Below are 14,207 nucleotides of genomic sequence, written 5' to 3'. Positions count from 1 at the left end.
GCCCCGTTCGGGGGCTCGTCCGGCGGGGCGGGTCAGGCGTCGAGCAGCCGTTCGGCCGTCCGGGTGCCCTCGCTCGTCCCCACGACGATCAGCAGGTCCCCGCCCTCGAGCAGGAAGTCGGGGCCGGGGGAGGGGTGGGTCTGCCCGGCCCGCACGACGGCGACGATGGACACGCCCGTGCGGGTGCGCATCTTCGTGGCGCCGAGCTCGGCGTCCGCGTAGGGGGAGTCAGCCGGGAGGATGAGCTGGCGCGTGGTGATGCCGGGCAGGTCCGCGTGCTCGCCCTCCAACTGGGAGACGAGCTGCGGCCCGGCCAGGAGCCCGCCGAGGCTCGCTGCCTCGCTCGAGGAGAGGGCGACGGCCGCGGCGCACGCGTCCGGGTCGTCCGCGTCGGCGAGGAAGAGGTCGGTGGTGCCGTCGCGGTGGATCACGACGCCGATCCGCCGGCCGTCCGCGAGGTCGAGCTCGCGGCGGACGCCGATGCCCGGCAGGGCGGTCTCGTGCATGCTCATGGCGCACACTGTAGCGCCGGATACACTGGCGCCGTGCTGCTCTCCGACCGCGACATCCGCGCCGAGCTCGAGGCCGGCCGGGTCGGCCTGGACCCGCTGGACCCCTCGATGGTCCAGCCTGCGTCCGTGGACGTCCGCCTGGACCGCTTCTTCCGCCTCTTCGACAACCACCGCTACGCGCACATCGACCCCGCGCAGGAGCAGGACGAGCTGACCCGCCTCGTGGAGACGGCCCCGGACGAGCCCTTCATCCTGCACCCGGGCGAGTTCGTGCTCGGTGCCACCTATGAGCAGGTCACGCTCCCCGACGACGTCGCCGCGCGCCTCGAGGGCAAGTCCTCGCTCGGGCGGCTGGGCCTGCTGACCCATTCGACCGCCGGGTTCATCGACCCGGGCTTCACGGGCCACGTCACCCTCGAGCTCTCCAACGTGGCCACCCTGCCCATCACGCTGTGGCCGGGCATGAAGATCGGCCAGCTGTGCTTCTTCCGCATGAGCTCCCCGGCTCAGACGCCGTACGGCGCGGGCGCCTACCAGAACCGGTACCAGGGACAGCGCGGCCCCACGGCCTCCCGCTCCTTCCAGAACTTCCACATCACCCGCATCGAGCGCTGAGATGGCCACGACGCCGGCCCCCGCCCCCGTCGCCCGGCGCGGCCAGGTCCTCGCGTGGGCGGCGTGGGACTGGGGCTCGGCCTCCTTCAACGCCGTCATGGTCACCTTCGTGTTCGGCACGTACCTGGCCTCGGACGCGTTCGGGGCGGACGAGCGGGGCACGGCGTGGCTCTCCGCCGCGATGGCGCTGGCGGGCGTGCTGATCGCCCTCACCGCGCCCGTGCTGGGCCGGCAGGCGGACGGCGCCGGCCGCCGTCGCCTGTGGCTGGGGCTCACCACCGCCGCGGTGATCGCGTGCACCGCGGCCTGCTTCTTCGTCACCCCGCACGAGTCCTCCCTGCTGCTGGGCGTCACCCTGATCGCGCTGGGCACCGTGTTCTTCGAGTTCGCCGAGGTGCAGATCAACGCGATCCTCGTGCAGATCTCCACGCCCGCCACGATCGGACGGGTCTCCGGCATCGGCTGGGGCGCGGGCTACCTCGGCGGGATCGTGCTGCTGCTGATCGTCTACCTCGGCTTCGTCTCCGGGGACGCGCACTGGTTCGGCGTGGGCGAGGACGAGGCGCTCAACATCCGCGTGGTCGCGCTCGTCGCCGCAGCGTGGTTCCTCGTCTTCGCGGTCCCGGTGCTCGTCGTCGTCCCGGACCCGCCGCCGGCCCGTGCCGCGGACGGACGTCCGCGCCGGGAGTCGATCCTCGGCTCGTACGCCGGGCTGGGCCGCACCCTGGCCCGCATGGGGCGCGAGGACCGCAACACCCTGCGGTTCCTCGTGGCCTCCGCGGTGTTCCGCGACGGCGTGGGCGCCGTGTTCGTGTACGGCGCGATCCTGGGCACCACGGTCTACGGGCTCGACCCCGCGGACGTCATCCTGTTCGCGATTGCGGCGAACGTGGTGGCCGCGCTCGGCGCCTTCGCGGGCGGGCGGCTCGACGACCGCATCGGCCCGCGCCGCGTGATCCTGGGCTCCCTCCTCGCCATGGTCCTCACGGCGGCGGCGCTGTTCCTCGCCTCGGGGACCACGGCGTTCTGGATCGGCGGCCTCGTGCTGTGCCTCTTCGTCGGCCCGGTCCAGTCCGCCTCGCGCGCGTTCCTCGGCCGCGTGACCACCCCGCGCACGGCGGGGGAGGTGTTCGGCCTCTACGCGACGACGGGCCGCGCCGTCGGGTTCATCACCCCGGCGCTCGTCTCCGTGGCCCTCACCGTCCAGCCGGACAACCGCGCCGTGATCCCCGTGATCGGGATCGTGCTCGTGGCGGGCGCCGCCCTGTTCGCCGGGGTCGCAGAGCCGGGCGCGGCCGAGTCGGGCGCCGCGGCCCCCGCCGCCGACTGAGCCCGTCCCGCTCGACGCGGCCCAATCCCGTAGAGTGGCCACAGCCCTCCACCGCCCGTCTGCCCCGGGGATCCCATGCTGCTAACCCTCATCGCACTGTTCGCCGTTGCGCTCTGTGCTCCCGCGATCTTCCGGTGGACGGGCCGGCAGGGCTTCTACCTCCTCGCCGCGGTCCCGGCCGCGGGATTCCTCTGGGTCCTCGCGCAGCTGCCGCACGTGCTCGCCCTGCAGGAGGCCCTCGACGCCGGCGCCCCCGCGCCCGCCGAGGCGGCGCACCTGGAGCGCACGGTGCCGTGGGTGCCCTACCTGGACATCGACCTGGCCTTCCGCCTGGACGCGCTCGCCGCCTTCATGTCGCTCATCGTGCTGGGCGTGGGCGCCCTCGTGCTCGCGTACTGCGCCCGCTACTTCGCCCCCGACGAGCGGCGCAGCGGCGTCTTCGGCGGGCAGCTGCTCGCGTTCGCGGGCGCGATGTTCGGCCTCGTCACCACGGACGACCTCATGGTGCTCTACACCTTCTGGGAGATCACCTCCGTCCTGTCCTTCCTGCTGATCGGCTACTCGGGCCACCGGATCTTCGCCCGCCGCTCCGCCATCCAGGCCCTGATCGTCACCACCTTCGGCGGCCTGGCCATGCTGGTGGGCCTCGTCATGCTCGCCCACCTCTCCGGCTCGTGGCGGGTCTCCGGCGTGCTGGCCGCGGCGCCGGCCCTCGTGGCGGACGCCGCGGTGCGCGGGATGCTGGAGGCCGCCGTCGCGCTCGTGCTGCTCGGTGCCCTCACCAAGTCGGCCCAGGCGCCGTTCCACTTCTGGCTGCCGGCCGCCATGGCCGCCCCGACCCCCGTGTCCGCGTACCTGCACGCGGCCGCCATGGTGAAGGCCGGCGTCTTCCTCGTGGCCCGCCTGGCACCCGCCTTCGCCACCCTCGTCTCCTGGCAGACGCTCGTGCTCGGCGTGGGCCTGGCCACCCTCCTCCTGGGCGGCTGGCGGGCGATGCGCCAGGACGACATCAAGCTCATCCTGGCCTACGGCACCGTCTCGCAGCTCGGCTTCCTCATGGTGGCCAATGGCCTGGGCACCCGCGACGCCGCGATGGCGGGCCTGGCGATGCTCCTGGCCCACGCGATTTTCAAGGCCCCGCTGTTCATGGTGGTGGGCGTGATCGACCACGAAGCCGGCACCCGCGACCTGCGCGAGCTCTCCGGCATCGGCCGCCGCCACCCCGTGCTGGCCGGCGTCGCCGTGCTGGCGGCGGCCTCCATGGCCGGCCTGCCGCCGCTGTTCGGCTTCGTGGCCAAGGAGTCCGTGCTGGAGACCCTGGCCGCCCACGGGGAACACGGGGCCGGGGCCTGGGCCTGGGCCCCGTTCGTGCTCATGGCGGTCGGCTCCGTGCTCACGTTCGCGTACACGTGGCGGTTCGTGTGGGGCGCGTTCGGGCGGCGCGACCCACGGGACGCGAAGGAGCCCGGCGTCGGCGGGCCCCGCCCCGTCACCGAGTTCCACTCGCCCGTCACGGCGCTGCAGCTCGGACCCGCCGCCGTGCTCGCGGTGGCGTGCCTGGTCCTCGGGCTCGTGCCGGGCAGCGTGGCGCCGCTCGTGGAGGCGGCCACGCACGGACTGTCGCCGGCGTCGCCCGGTGAGAAGCCCGCGCACCTCGCACTGTGGCACGGCCTCACCCCGATCCTGGCGGTCTCGGCGGGCATCTGGGCTCTGGGCGCCCTGCTGGCGTGGACCCGCCGCCCCGTCCAGGCCCTCCAGGCCCGCCTGCAGTCCCCCGTGGACGCCGCCCGGACCTACGGCCGGCTCATCGGCGTCCTCGACGAGGTCGCCGTGTGGGTCACCGGCCGCACCCAGACCGGCTCGCTGCGCCGCTACCTGGCCATCATGTTCGCGTGCGCGTCCGTCCTGCCCCTGGGGTTCCTGCTCCTGCCGGTGGGGGACTCCGATCGCGTCCTGGCCACCTCGTTCCTCGACGCCCGGATCGTCCTCGCGGAGTCGCCGGACCAGCTGGGAGTGGCGGTCCTGCTGTGCGTGGCGGCCGTGGCGACCGTCCGCGCCCACCGCCGCTTCATGGCGGTCATGCTCGTGTCCGTCACGGGCTACGGGGCGGCCGCCCTCTTCGCCATGCGCGGCGCCCCGGACCTGGCCATAACGCAGGTGCTCGTGGAGTCGGTCGTCCTCGTCACCCTCATCTTCGGCCTGCGCGTCCTCCCGCCGGAGTGGCTCGCCCGACGCGAGGGCAACCGCAGGCTGACCCGCCTGCTGCTGGCCCTGTCCTTCTCCGCGGTCATGGTGTGGGTCGCGGCCACGTCCCTGGCCGCCCGCACCGCGGAGCGGATCTCCGTGCCCATGCCGGACCTCGCCTACGAGTTCGGCTACGGCACCAACGCCGTCAACGTGACGCTGGTGGACATCCGCGCGTGGGACACGTGGGGGGAGATCACCGTGCTCGCGGCGGCCGCCACGGGCGTGGCCTCCCTCGTCTTCCTGCAGCACCGCGACGGCCCCGGCAAGGACATCGCCGACGTCCGCTCCGGGAGCGTGGGCGACTTCGGCGCCGACTCCGCTCTCGGCGCCCGGGAGCTCACCGTGGTCCGCGCCTTCGCGGTGGACGACACGAACAACCAGTGGCTCGTGGCGGGGCGCACCATGGCGCCCGAGCGGCGCTCGATCATCCTCGAGGTGGTCACGCGCTTCATGTTCCCGATCATGATGCTCATGTCCCTCTACCTCCTCCTGGCGGGGCACAACACCCCGGGCGGCGGCTTCGCCGGCGCCCTCCTGGCCGGGCTGGCGCTGACCCTGCGGTACCTCGCGGGGGGGCGGTTCGAGCTCCAGGAGGCCTCGCTGATCCCCGCCGGCGCGATGCTCGGCCTGGGCCTGGGCCTGGCCACGCTCGTCGGCATTGCCCCCGTCTTCTTCGGCGGCCAGATCCTGCAGTCCTACGCCCTCGAGCTCCACGGCCTGCCCCTGTTCGGGGACCACCTCAAGTTCGTCTCGGCCACCGCGTTCGACGTGGGCGTCTACCTCGTGGTGGTGGGCCTGGTCATGGACGTGCTGCGCTCCCTCGGCGGCGAGGTGGACCGGCGCGGAGAGGCGGCCCGCCGGGCCCGCCGCCGCGCCGCGGAGCGCCGCCGGCACCCCCGCCTGCCCACTCCGTCCACTCCGACCGGCCAGGAGGCCGCCCGATGACGACCGTGGACCTGGCCCTGCTGGCCGCGATGGGCGTGATGTTCACGTGCGGGATCTACCTCGTGCTGGAGCGCAACCTCACCCGCATCCTGCTGGGCATCATGCTCATCAACAACGCCGCGATCCTCCTGCTCTTCGCGAGCGCGGGCGGAGTGGGGCAGGCGCCCCTGCGGATCGAGGGCACGGACCCCCGGGCCTACGCGGACACCCTCCCGCAGGCCCTCATCCTCACCGCGATCGTCATCGGCTTCGCCACGAGCGCCTTCCTCACCGCCATGATCTACCGCTCCTGGCTCATCAGCCGCGAGGACCTGATCCAGGTGGACGCGGAGGACGTCAAGATCGCCAGCCAGCCCGCGTGGGACGTCGAGGACGACTCGGTGCTCGTGGAGGAGTCCTCCGAGTTCATCGACGACGCCGCGGACCCGAACGCGCACTACGAGCACGCGACCCCGGACGCGCCCCGCGCACCGGAGCGGCGGTCCGTCCGCCCGGCCGCGGCGGCACGCACCGCCCCGTCGGCACGGAAGCGTCGCGGCCGGCCCCAGGACCAGGAGGGCGAGCGCCCATGACGATCGGCTCCGTGCCCCTCACCGACCTCGCCCCGCTGGCCGTCATGCTGCCGGTGCTCGGGGCCGCCGTCACGTTCACCCTCGTGGGCCGGCCCCGGGCCCAGGTGAGCGTCACCGTCCTCGCGCTCTTCCTCACGCTCGTGCTGAACGCGGCCCTGCTCGCCGCGGTGTGGGAGGCGGGCGTGGCGGTGGTGGAGCTGGCCGGGTGGCCCGCACCGCTCGGCGTCGTGCTCGTGGTGGACCGGCTCTCCGCGCTGATGCTCCTCGTCTCCACGATCATCACCCTCGCGGTGCTCCTGTACGCCTCGGCGCAGGGCCTCATCAGCCGCGACGAGGGCGGGCCCGTCTCGATCTTCCACCCCACGTACCTGATCCTCGTGGCCGGCGTGTCCAACGCGTTCCTCGCCGGCGACCTCTTCAACCTCTACGTGGGCTTCGAGATCCTCCTGACCGCGTCCTACGTGCTGCTCACGCTCGGCGGCACGGCGCAGCGGATGCGCGCGGGCGTCACCTACGTGGTGGTCTCCGTCGTCTCCTCCGTGCTGTTCCTCATCGCGATCGCCATGATCTACGCGGCCACGGGGACGGTGAACATGGCGGACCTGGCGGTGAAGCTCGGCGAGCTGCCGAGCGACATGCAGATGGTGCTCCACGTGATGCTCCTCGTGGGCTTCGCGATCAAGGCCGCCGTGTTCCCCCTCTCCTTCTGGCTGCCGGACTCCTACCCCACGGCTCCGGCACCGGTCACCGCCGTGTTCGCGGGACTGCTCACCAAGGTCGGCGTGTACGCCATGATCCGCACGGAGACCCTCCTGTTCCCCGGGGAGCACGTGAACGATCTCCTGCTGGTGGTCGCGGGGCTCACCATGATCGTGGGCATCCTCGGGGCCCTCGCGCAGACAGACATCAAGCGCATCCTCTCCTTCATCCTGGTCTCCCACATCGGCTACATGGTCTTCGGCCTCGGGCTGGCCACCCAGCTGGGCCTGGCGGCGACCGTGTTCTATGTGGCGCACCACATCACGGTGCAGAGCGCGCTGTTCCTCGTCACCGGGCTCATTGAGAACCGGGCCGGCACGGCCAACATCGACCGCCTCGGCTCCCTCGCCCGCGTCTCCCCGCTCGTGGGCCTGCTCTTCCTCATCCCCGCCCTCAACCTGGGCGGCATCCCGCCGTTCTCCGGGTTCCTCGGCAAGGTGGGCCTGCTGCGCGGCGGCGTGGAGCAGGGCGCACCGCTCGCGTACACGCTCGTGATCGTCTCCGTCCTCGCCTCGCTCCTCACGCTGCTGGTCATGGTGCGCGTGTGGACCCGCGCGTTCTGGCGCAGGGTGGAGGACGTGGAGCATCCGCCGGCCCAGCTCGTGGCCGCGTACCAGCGCGTCCTCGAGCGGGGGGAGCGGCCCAAGCGCCTCAGCGCCGGCCTCGTCGTCCCCACCGCGGCGATCGTGGCCCTCAGCGTCGCGTTCACCGTGCTCGCGGGGCCCCTCTACGGCCTCGCGGACCGCGCCGCCACGGACATGCTGGAGCGCACGCCCTACATCGGCGCCGTGCTGGGCGAGGACGCCGCGGAGCGCGCCGCGGAGAGCCTGCGCAACGACCCGACGGAGGTGCACGATGCCCACCGCTGACCCTCGCCCGCCGGCACCGCGCACGGCGCCGTCGCGGGACCGGGAGGAGACCGCGGACCCGGCCGTCCCCGCGGACCCGGCCGTTCCCGCGGGCCTGGGCTCCGCCCGCGCGGCGCCCCGGCCCGGCAGTCTCCGTGCCGTGCTGGGCCAGTGGCCCCTCGCCCTCGTCCTCACCCTGGTGTGGGGAGCATTGTGGCAGGACTTCGGCCTGCACGTGCTGCTGCCGGGACTCCTCTTCGCCGCGCTGGTGATCGTGGTGTTCCCCATGCCCGCGATCCCCTTCAGCCGCCGGTTCAGCCCCTGGCACGCGCTCGTGTTCACCGGCCGCTTCCTCGCGGACGTGGTGCGCTCCTCGCTCTCGGTGTCCGCCGTCGTGCTCACGCGGGGCAGGCGGGTGCACAGCTCGATCGTGGGCGTTCGGCTGCGCAGCCACGACGACCTCCTGATCACCCTCGTCAGCCACGCCCTGGCCCTGGTGCCCGGCTCGATCGTGCTGGACGTGGACCGTGCCGACGCCATCCTGTACCTGCACTGCCTGAACGTGACGACGGACGAGGAGATCGCCGCGGTCCGCGCCAAGGCCCTGCGCGTGGAGGCCGGGATCATCCAGGCGGTCGGCTCGCGCACGGACCTGGAGCTGCTGCGCCGCTTCCCCGACTCGGCGCCCCCGCGGGCCGAGATCGCGGGCAACCGGCGGCATCCCGCCTACGGGCCCGCGGCGGAGGAGGAGCGCGCATGATCGACCCGATGACCGTGGCCGCCTACGGGGGCGGCGCGATGCTCTTCGTGGGCGCCGTGGCCGCGCTGCACCGGATCGTGCGGGGCCCGTCCCTGCTGGACCGGGCGATCGCCATCGACGTGCTGCTCGTGGTGCTCTCCTCGGCCCTGGTTCTGGAGATGGCCGTGCACCGCCACACCCATGACATCGTCCTCGTGGTGCTGGCCGCCACGGTGGGCTTCGTGGGCTCGGTGACCGTGGCCCGCTTCGTGGAGGACCGCCGCCCGGAGCACATGCGGGAGGAGATCTCCCTCGTGCCCGGCACCACCGACATCCCGGGCTCGGAAGACGCGCCCGCCGAGGGGGGAGACCGATGACGGACCCGCTGCTGCTGCTGGACTGGCTGGCCGCCCTGCTGATCGTGGCCGGCGCCTTCTTCTCCCTGGTGGCCGGCGTGGGCCTGTTCGTGCTGCCCGACCTGCTCTCCCGCATGCACGCGGCCGCCAAGCCCCAGGTGCTGGGCCTGCTGCTCATGCTCCTGGGGCTCGCGGTACTCTGGCGCTCGTGGGCGTGGGCGCCCATCCTGCTGCTGGCGTGGGTCGCCCAGATGGTGACGGCCCCCGTGGCCTCCCACCTGGTGGGGCGCACGGGCTACCGCACCAAGCACGCCCAGCACGGGCTGCTGCACCGCGACGACCTGGCCGCGGCGGCCCGCCGCGTGGAGGCCGCCGACGGCGGCGCCCCGCGGCGTCGCCCCCGCCGCCCGTCCGCGGCGCAGCGCGGCGAGGACGCGCCGCACGGCCCGGACCGCGGCGGGAGCCCGACGGGCTGAGCCCGTCGCGCGGGGTCTCAGACCTCGTTGGCGCCGCGGCGGGCGGTCTTCTCGGAGGCCTTGCGGATCGCGGTGCCCGCGCCACGCTGTCCGGCCACCTTGATGAGCGCGGCCACGCCGGCGGAGATGAAGGCGAAGGAGAGCGCCTCCACGAGGGGCAGCGTCTCGTCCGCGGCGTCGTCCGGTGCGTCGTGCCCGGTGGCGAGCTTCCAGCCGCCGGCCACGAGGCGGGAGCCGATGACGCCGCCGGCCAGGGTGATGCCGGTGGAGAGGATCTTCTGGGCGATGGTGTTCATGGTGTGCCTTCCGTGGGGTGGGACCGGTCCGGGAGTCAGCCTAGCGCGGGGGGATCAGGCGTCCGAGGTGACCGGGTCCCCGCTGACGTGGTGTCCCGGATCGCCGTCGGCGTCCAGCCAGGCCTGGAGCCGGGCCGTCAGGGTGGGGTCCACGGGCGTCTCGCGCCCGTCCACCGCGCGCACGGGGCGCACGCCCCGCACGGAGGAGGCGAGCCAGATCCCGTCCACGTCCTCGAGGTCCGCCGGGACGAGGGGACCGTAGCCGAGGCGCCAGCCCGCGGCGTGCGCGGCCGCGAAGACCACCGCCTGGGAGGTGCCCGCCAGGATGCCCTTCTGCCGCAGGGGGGTGAGGAGGCGGCGCCGGCCGTCCGGATCGTGCCGCGCGATCAGCACGGTGGAGGTGGGACCTTCGAGGAGGAAGCCGTCCGAGCTCGTGAAGATCACGTCGTCCGCCCCGTGGGCGCGCGCGTGGCGCAGGGCGGCCATGTTCACGGCGTAGCTGAGGGTCTTCGCGCCCGTGAGCAGCCAGGGGGCGTGCTCGGGGGCGGTGGAGTCGATGCCGCGGTCCAGCAGGAGGACGCGGACGCCCGCGCGGCGCTCGGCCTCGTCGGGGGCGGGCACCGGGGTCAGGAGCACCCACGCGGTCGGGTGCGGCGCCGTGCCCGGCGTCGCCTCGGGGCCGCGCGTCGCGGTGAGCCGGACGGAGAGCCGCGCGCCGGGCGCGGGGCGGCTCGCCGCCTCGACGGCGCGCAGGCCGGCGTCGACGGCGGCCTCCCACGCGGCGGCGTCCGGCGCGGGCAGGCGCAGCGCCGTGGCAGAGGAGGCGAGCCGGCCGAGGTGGGCGCGCAGCTTGCGCATCCGCAGCGTCCCGGCCTCGTCCGCGACGGCGAGCGCGGTCTCGAACAGGCCGTCGCCCCGCGTGACGCCCTGGTCCGTGACGCGCAGGTGCGGCACGTCCGGGTCCGCGACCCGGGGACGGACGAGCCCGTGCGCATCCTGCTCGAGCAGGACGAGCACGGGCTCGTGGGCGGCAGGGACGAAGGGCGAGTCGGCGGGCATGGCCCCAGGATAGTGCCGGTCCCGCAGGCTCAGGCGCGGTGCGGGCCGCCCGACTCGGATCCGGCCCCGGTCGCAGCAGGGAGGCCCTCCGCGGTGGCCCCCGCGGGGCTGTGGGAGCTGCCGTGGCGCTCGAGCTGGGCACCCTCCACGTCCACGTCCGGCATGATGTGCTCGAGCCACCTCGGCAGCCACCACGCGGACTCGCCCAGCAGGTGCATCAGCGCGGGCATCAGCAGCAGGCGCACCACGAAGGCGTCCAGCAGCACGCCGAAGGCGAGGCCGAAGCCGATGGGCCGGATCATCGCGTCGTGGGAGAACACGAAGCCGCCGAAGACGGAGATCATGATGATCGCGGCGGCGATCACCACGGACCGGCCGGCGCGCAGGCCGCTCATCACGGCGCTGCGGGCCGGCTGGCCGTGGGCGTAGGCCTCACGCATGCCGGACGCGATGAACAGCTGGTAGTCCATGGCCAGGCCGAACAGCACGCCGATCATGATCGTCGGCAGGAAGCTCAGGACCGGGCCCGCATGGTGCACGTTGAACACCGAGCCCAACCAGCCCCACTGGTAGATGGCCACCACGCCGCCCATGGCCGCGAACACCGAGAGGACGAAGCCGCCGGTGGCGATCAGCGGGACCAGGATGGAGCGGAACACCAGGATCATGATGAGCAGGGACAGCCCCACCACCACGCCGAGGTAGAGCGGCAGGGCCGAGGCGAGCTTCTCCGAGACGTCGATCGCCCCGGAGGTCATGCCCGCCACCGCCAGGTTCGAGGCCTCGCCCGCGGGCTCCACCGTGCGCAGCTCGTGCACCAGCTCCTCGGTGGAGACCGCGTTGGGCCCCTCCTCGGGCAGCAGCTGCAGCATGCCCAGGGTGCGGTCCTCGTTGAAGCCCGCCGGCACCACCGCGCCGACGTGGTCCAGTGCCGAGAGCTGCTCGCCGACGGCGAGCTGGGCGTCCGTCGCCTGCTCCTCCGAGAGTCCCTCCGGCAGGTCCGTGGTCACCACGAGGGGGCCGTTGTAGCCCTCGCCGAACTTGTCGGCCATGAGCTCGTAGGAGACCTGGGCGTCGGAGCCGACCGGCTCGGACGCGCCGTCCGGCAGTCCCAGGCGCATCGAGAAGAAGGGGATGGAGACCGCCACGAGCAGGGCGATCGCGCCCAGGGTCGTGGCCACCGCGGCGGGGGTGGACATCCGCGGCGAGCGGTGCGCGCCTCGCACGGCATGGGCGGCCTCGGCGGGGTCAGCACCGGTGAGGGGGGCCGTGTGGGAGCCCTCGCCCGACGGGGTGAGGGCCTCCAGGCGGGTGCGCTCCTTGCGGGAGAGCACGCGCGTGCCGGCCAGCGAGAGCAGCGCGGGCGTCAGGGTGACGGCCACGAGCACGGCCACGAGCACGCACGCGGCGCCGACGGTGCCCATCAGGCCGAGGAACGGGATGCCGGTGACGTTGAGCGCCACGAGCGCGATGATCACGGTGAGGCCGGCGAACACCACGGCGTTGCCGGACGTGCCGTTGGCCAGGGCGATGGACTCGCGCAGCGGGGTGCCGCGGCGCAGCTCCTGCCGGTGGCGGTTGACGATGAACAGCGCGTAGTCGATCCCGACCGCCAGGCCGAGCATGAGCCCCAGCACGGGGGTCACGGACATCATCTCCACGACGCCGGAGAAGGCGAGCGCGCCGGCGGCGCCCACCCCCACGCCCACGAGGGCGTTCACGAGCGGCAGACCCGCGCCCACGAAGGTGCCGAGCATGAGCACGAGCACGATCGCGGCGATCACGAGGCCCACGACCTCGCCCGGCCCCACGATCTGCGGGACGGTCTGGCTGAGCTGCTGGGAGGGCAGGACCCGCACCCCGTCGATGTCCGCCGCGGTCAGGACGCCCGTGATGGCCTTCTTGTCCTCCGCGGGCACGTCCATGGACGGCTGGTCGAAGGAGACGATCCCGACGGCGGTCGAGCCGTCCTCGGAGACGGCGCGGTAGCCCTCCACGAGGTCCACGGTGCGCTGGCCGCGCTCGGCCTGGGTGCGGGCGTCGGCGAGGTCCTGACGGCCCGTGGCGAGATCCTCCTCGGCCTGCTCCAGCTTCCGCTCGTTGGCCGCGATCTCCTCGCGGCCGGACTCGAGGTCGGCCCTGCCCTGCGCGAGCGTCTCGCGGCCCTCGTCGATCGTGGCCTGCTGCTTCTCGAACTCGGCGCGGGCGGCCTCGCGGGCCTGCTCGCGGCCGGCCTCGAGCTGGGCCTGACCCTCGGCGAGCTCCTTCTCGGACGCCTGCAGCCGGGCGCGGCCCTCGGCGAGCTGCTCGCGGCCGGCGTCGACCTGCGCCTGTGCCGCGCTCAGCTGCTCGAGGCCGGACTGGACCTCCGCCTCGCGGGCCTTCAGCTCGGCGTTGGCGGCGTCGAGCTCGGCCTGGGCCCGCTCGATCCGGGCCGCGCCGGCGTCCAGCTCGGCCTGCTGCGCGGCGAACTGCGCAGTGACCTGCTCGGCAGGGACGCCGGCGGCCCCGCCCTGCGCGAGGGCCTGCTCGCGGGCGGCGTCCAGCCGGGCCTGGCCGGCCTCGAGCTGCGCCCGTTGCTCCTCGAGCTCGGCCTTGCCCTCCTCGTACTGGGCCCAGCCCTCGCCCAGCTGCTGACGGCCGGCGTCGAGCTTCTCGCGGTTCGCGTCGACCTCGGCCTGGCCGGCCTCCACCTTCGGCGCCTGCTCCTCGATCTGGGCCCGGCCCTGCTCGAGCCGGGCGCGGCCGTCCTCGAGCTTCTGCTCGGCCTCGCGCAGGGGCGCGGTGGCGTCCTCCGGCAGGGCGGCCAGGCCGCGCTCCTGGAAGTCGGTGCGCGCGGCGTCCAGCGTCGCCTGCCCCTCCTCGAGCTGCCGGGCCGACTCCTCGAGCTTCGCCTGCCCGTCCTCGGCCTGCTCCTTCGCCTCGGCGATCCGTGCCCGGCCGCCGTCGACCTGGCGGCGGCCGTCCGCGAGCCCCTGCTCGCCGTCGGCGATCTGCTGCCGGCCGTCCTCGAGAGCGGTGCGGGCGTCCTCCTGCTGCCTCTGCACGTCGAAGGGGTCCACGACGTCGGCCACGGCCTGCTGGTCGCGGACCGTGCTCAGGAGCTGCTCGATCCGATCGCGCTGGTCCGGGGTGAACGCGGAGCCGTCCTCGGTGGCGAAGACCACCTGGCCGGTGCCGCGCGAGGCGTCGGGGAACTCCTCCTTGAGGCGGTCCGTGACCTGGGCCGTGGGGGTGCCCGGGATGGTGACGGCGGAGGAGAGGGTGCCGCCGAAGGCGAGGAAGCCGCCCACGGCGAGGGCCAGGGCGAGGGCCCAGGCGAGGATCACGATCATGGGTCGGCGAGCGGCGCCGAGGCCGAGCCGGTAGAGCAGCTTTGCCATGGGGCGGGGATCTCCAGGGAGCGAGAGGGGGCGTGAGGAGGCGGGGCAGAGGGCCGCCGCGTTGCGCTCA

At 73.9% G+C, this 14,207-nt stretch carries 12 protein-coding genes; 8 read left to right on the top strand and 4 right to left on the bottom strand.

Annotated features, from left to right (window positions below; all coding sequences use genetic code 11):
• Positions 1-32 precede the first annotated feature (32 nt).
• Positions 33-512 carry a TrkA C-terminal domain-containing protein gene (locus AAG742_RS09635; RefSeq protein WP_248116295.1) on the bottom strand — a complete coding sequence of 160 codons (480 nt, stop codon included), beginning with the start codon at positions 510-512 and terminating at the stop codon, positions 33-35.
• Between the two features lie 33 nt (positions 513-545).
• On the opposite strand from AAG742_RS09635, the gene dcd reads away from it, so the two are divergent.
• The 8 genes from dcd (at position 546) to mnhG (ending at position 9,399) form a co-directional block, all read left to right on the top strand.
• The gene (dcd, locus tag AAG742_RS09630; RefSeq protein ID WP_248116297.1) at positions 546-1,127 is read left to right on the top strand and encodes a dCTP deaminase; all 582 of its coding nucleotides are present in this window, start codon (positions 546-548) and stop codon (positions 1,125-1,127) included.
• Position 1,128: 1 nt separating this feature from the next.
• Positions 1,129-2,457 (top strand): MFS transporter, encoded by a 1,329-nt coding sequence (locus tag AAG742_RS09625; RefSeq protein WP_298712475.1) that lies wholly within the window; start codon positions 1,129-1,131, stop codon positions 2,455-2,457.
• Between the two features lie 75 nt (positions 2,458-2,532).
• Entirely contained in the window at positions 2,533-5,649 is a 3,117-nt protein-coding gene (locus AAG742_RS09620; RefSeq protein WP_343282095.1) for a Na+/H+ antiporter subunit A, read from the top strand.
• Positions 5,646-6,221 (top strand): NADH-quinone oxidoreductase subunit K, encoded by a 576-nt coding sequence (locus tag AAG742_RS09615; RefSeq protein ID WP_248116302.1) that lies wholly within the window; start codon positions 5,646-5,648, stop codon positions 6,219-6,221. The genes AAG742_RS09620 and AAG742_RS09615 overlap by 4 nt, the downstream gene beginning before the upstream one ends.
• A complete protein-coding gene (locus tag AAG742_RS09610; RefSeq protein WP_298712481.1) occupies positions 6,218-7,849 on the top strand; it encodes a Na+/H+ antiporter subunit D in 1,632 nt (543 codons plus the stop codon). The genes AAG742_RS09615 and AAG742_RS09610 overlap by 4 nt, the downstream gene beginning before the upstream one ends.
• Positions 7,836-8,588 carry a Na+/H+ antiporter subunit E gene (locus AAG742_RS09605; RefSeq protein WP_298712483.1) on the top strand — a complete coding sequence of 251 codons (753 nt, stop codon included), beginning with the start codon at positions 7,836-7,838 and terminating at the stop codon, positions 8,586-8,588. Before AAG742_RS09610 ends, AAG742_RS09605 begins: the two co-directional genes overlap by 14 nt.
• Positions 8,585-8,944, top strand: a complete 360-nt coding sequence (locus tag AAG742_RS09600; RefSeq protein WP_298712486.1) for a monovalent cation/H+ antiporter complex subunit F — start codon at positions 8,585-8,587, stop codon at positions 8,942-8,944. Before AAG742_RS09605 ends, AAG742_RS09600 begins: the two co-directional genes overlap by 4 nt.
• Positions 8,941-9,399: a monovalent cation/H(+) antiporter subunit G gene (gene mnhG, locus AAG742_RS09595; RefSeq protein WP_248116310.1), complete on the top strand. Its 459-nt coding sequence runs from the start codon at positions 8,941-8,943 to the stop codon at positions 9,397-9,399. Before AAG742_RS09600 ends, mnhG begins: the two co-directional genes overlap by 4 nt.
• A gap of 17 nt (positions 9,400-9,416) precedes the next feature.
• Here mnhG and AAG742_RS09590 read toward each other — a convergent pair whose 3' ends face one another.
• From AAG742_RS09590 to AAG742_RS09580, 3 genes are read right to left on the bottom strand one after another with little or no spacing between them, the layout of a single operon-like run.
• Positions 9,417-9,695, bottom strand: a complete 279-nt coding sequence (locus tag AAG742_RS09590; protein ID WP_248116311.1) for a DUF4235 domain-containing protein — start codon at positions 9,693-9,695, stop codon at positions 9,417-9,419.
• Positions 9,696-9,749: 54 nt separating this feature from the next.
• Complete coding sequence (locus AAG742_RS09585; RefSeq protein ID WP_298712489.1) at positions 9,750-10,754, bottom strand: aminotransferase class IV; 1,005 nt, start codon at positions 10,752-10,754, stop codon at positions 9,750-9,752.
• A gap of 29 nt (positions 10,755-10,783) precedes the next feature.
• Entirely contained in the window at positions 10,784-14,137 is a 3,354-nt protein-coding gene (locus AAG742_RS09580) for an MMPL family transporter (RefSeq protein WP_298712491.1), read from the bottom strand.
• Positions 14,138-14,207 lie beyond the last annotated feature (70 nt).

Source organism: Micrococcus sp. 2A, from assembly GCF_039519235.1.
Lineage (GTDB): Bacteria > Actinomycetota > Actinomycetes > Actinomycetales > Micrococcaceae > Micrococcus.
The sequence above is the reverse complement of the archived record's forward strand: the minus strand, read 5'-3'. Positions and strand labels throughout refer to the sequence as shown.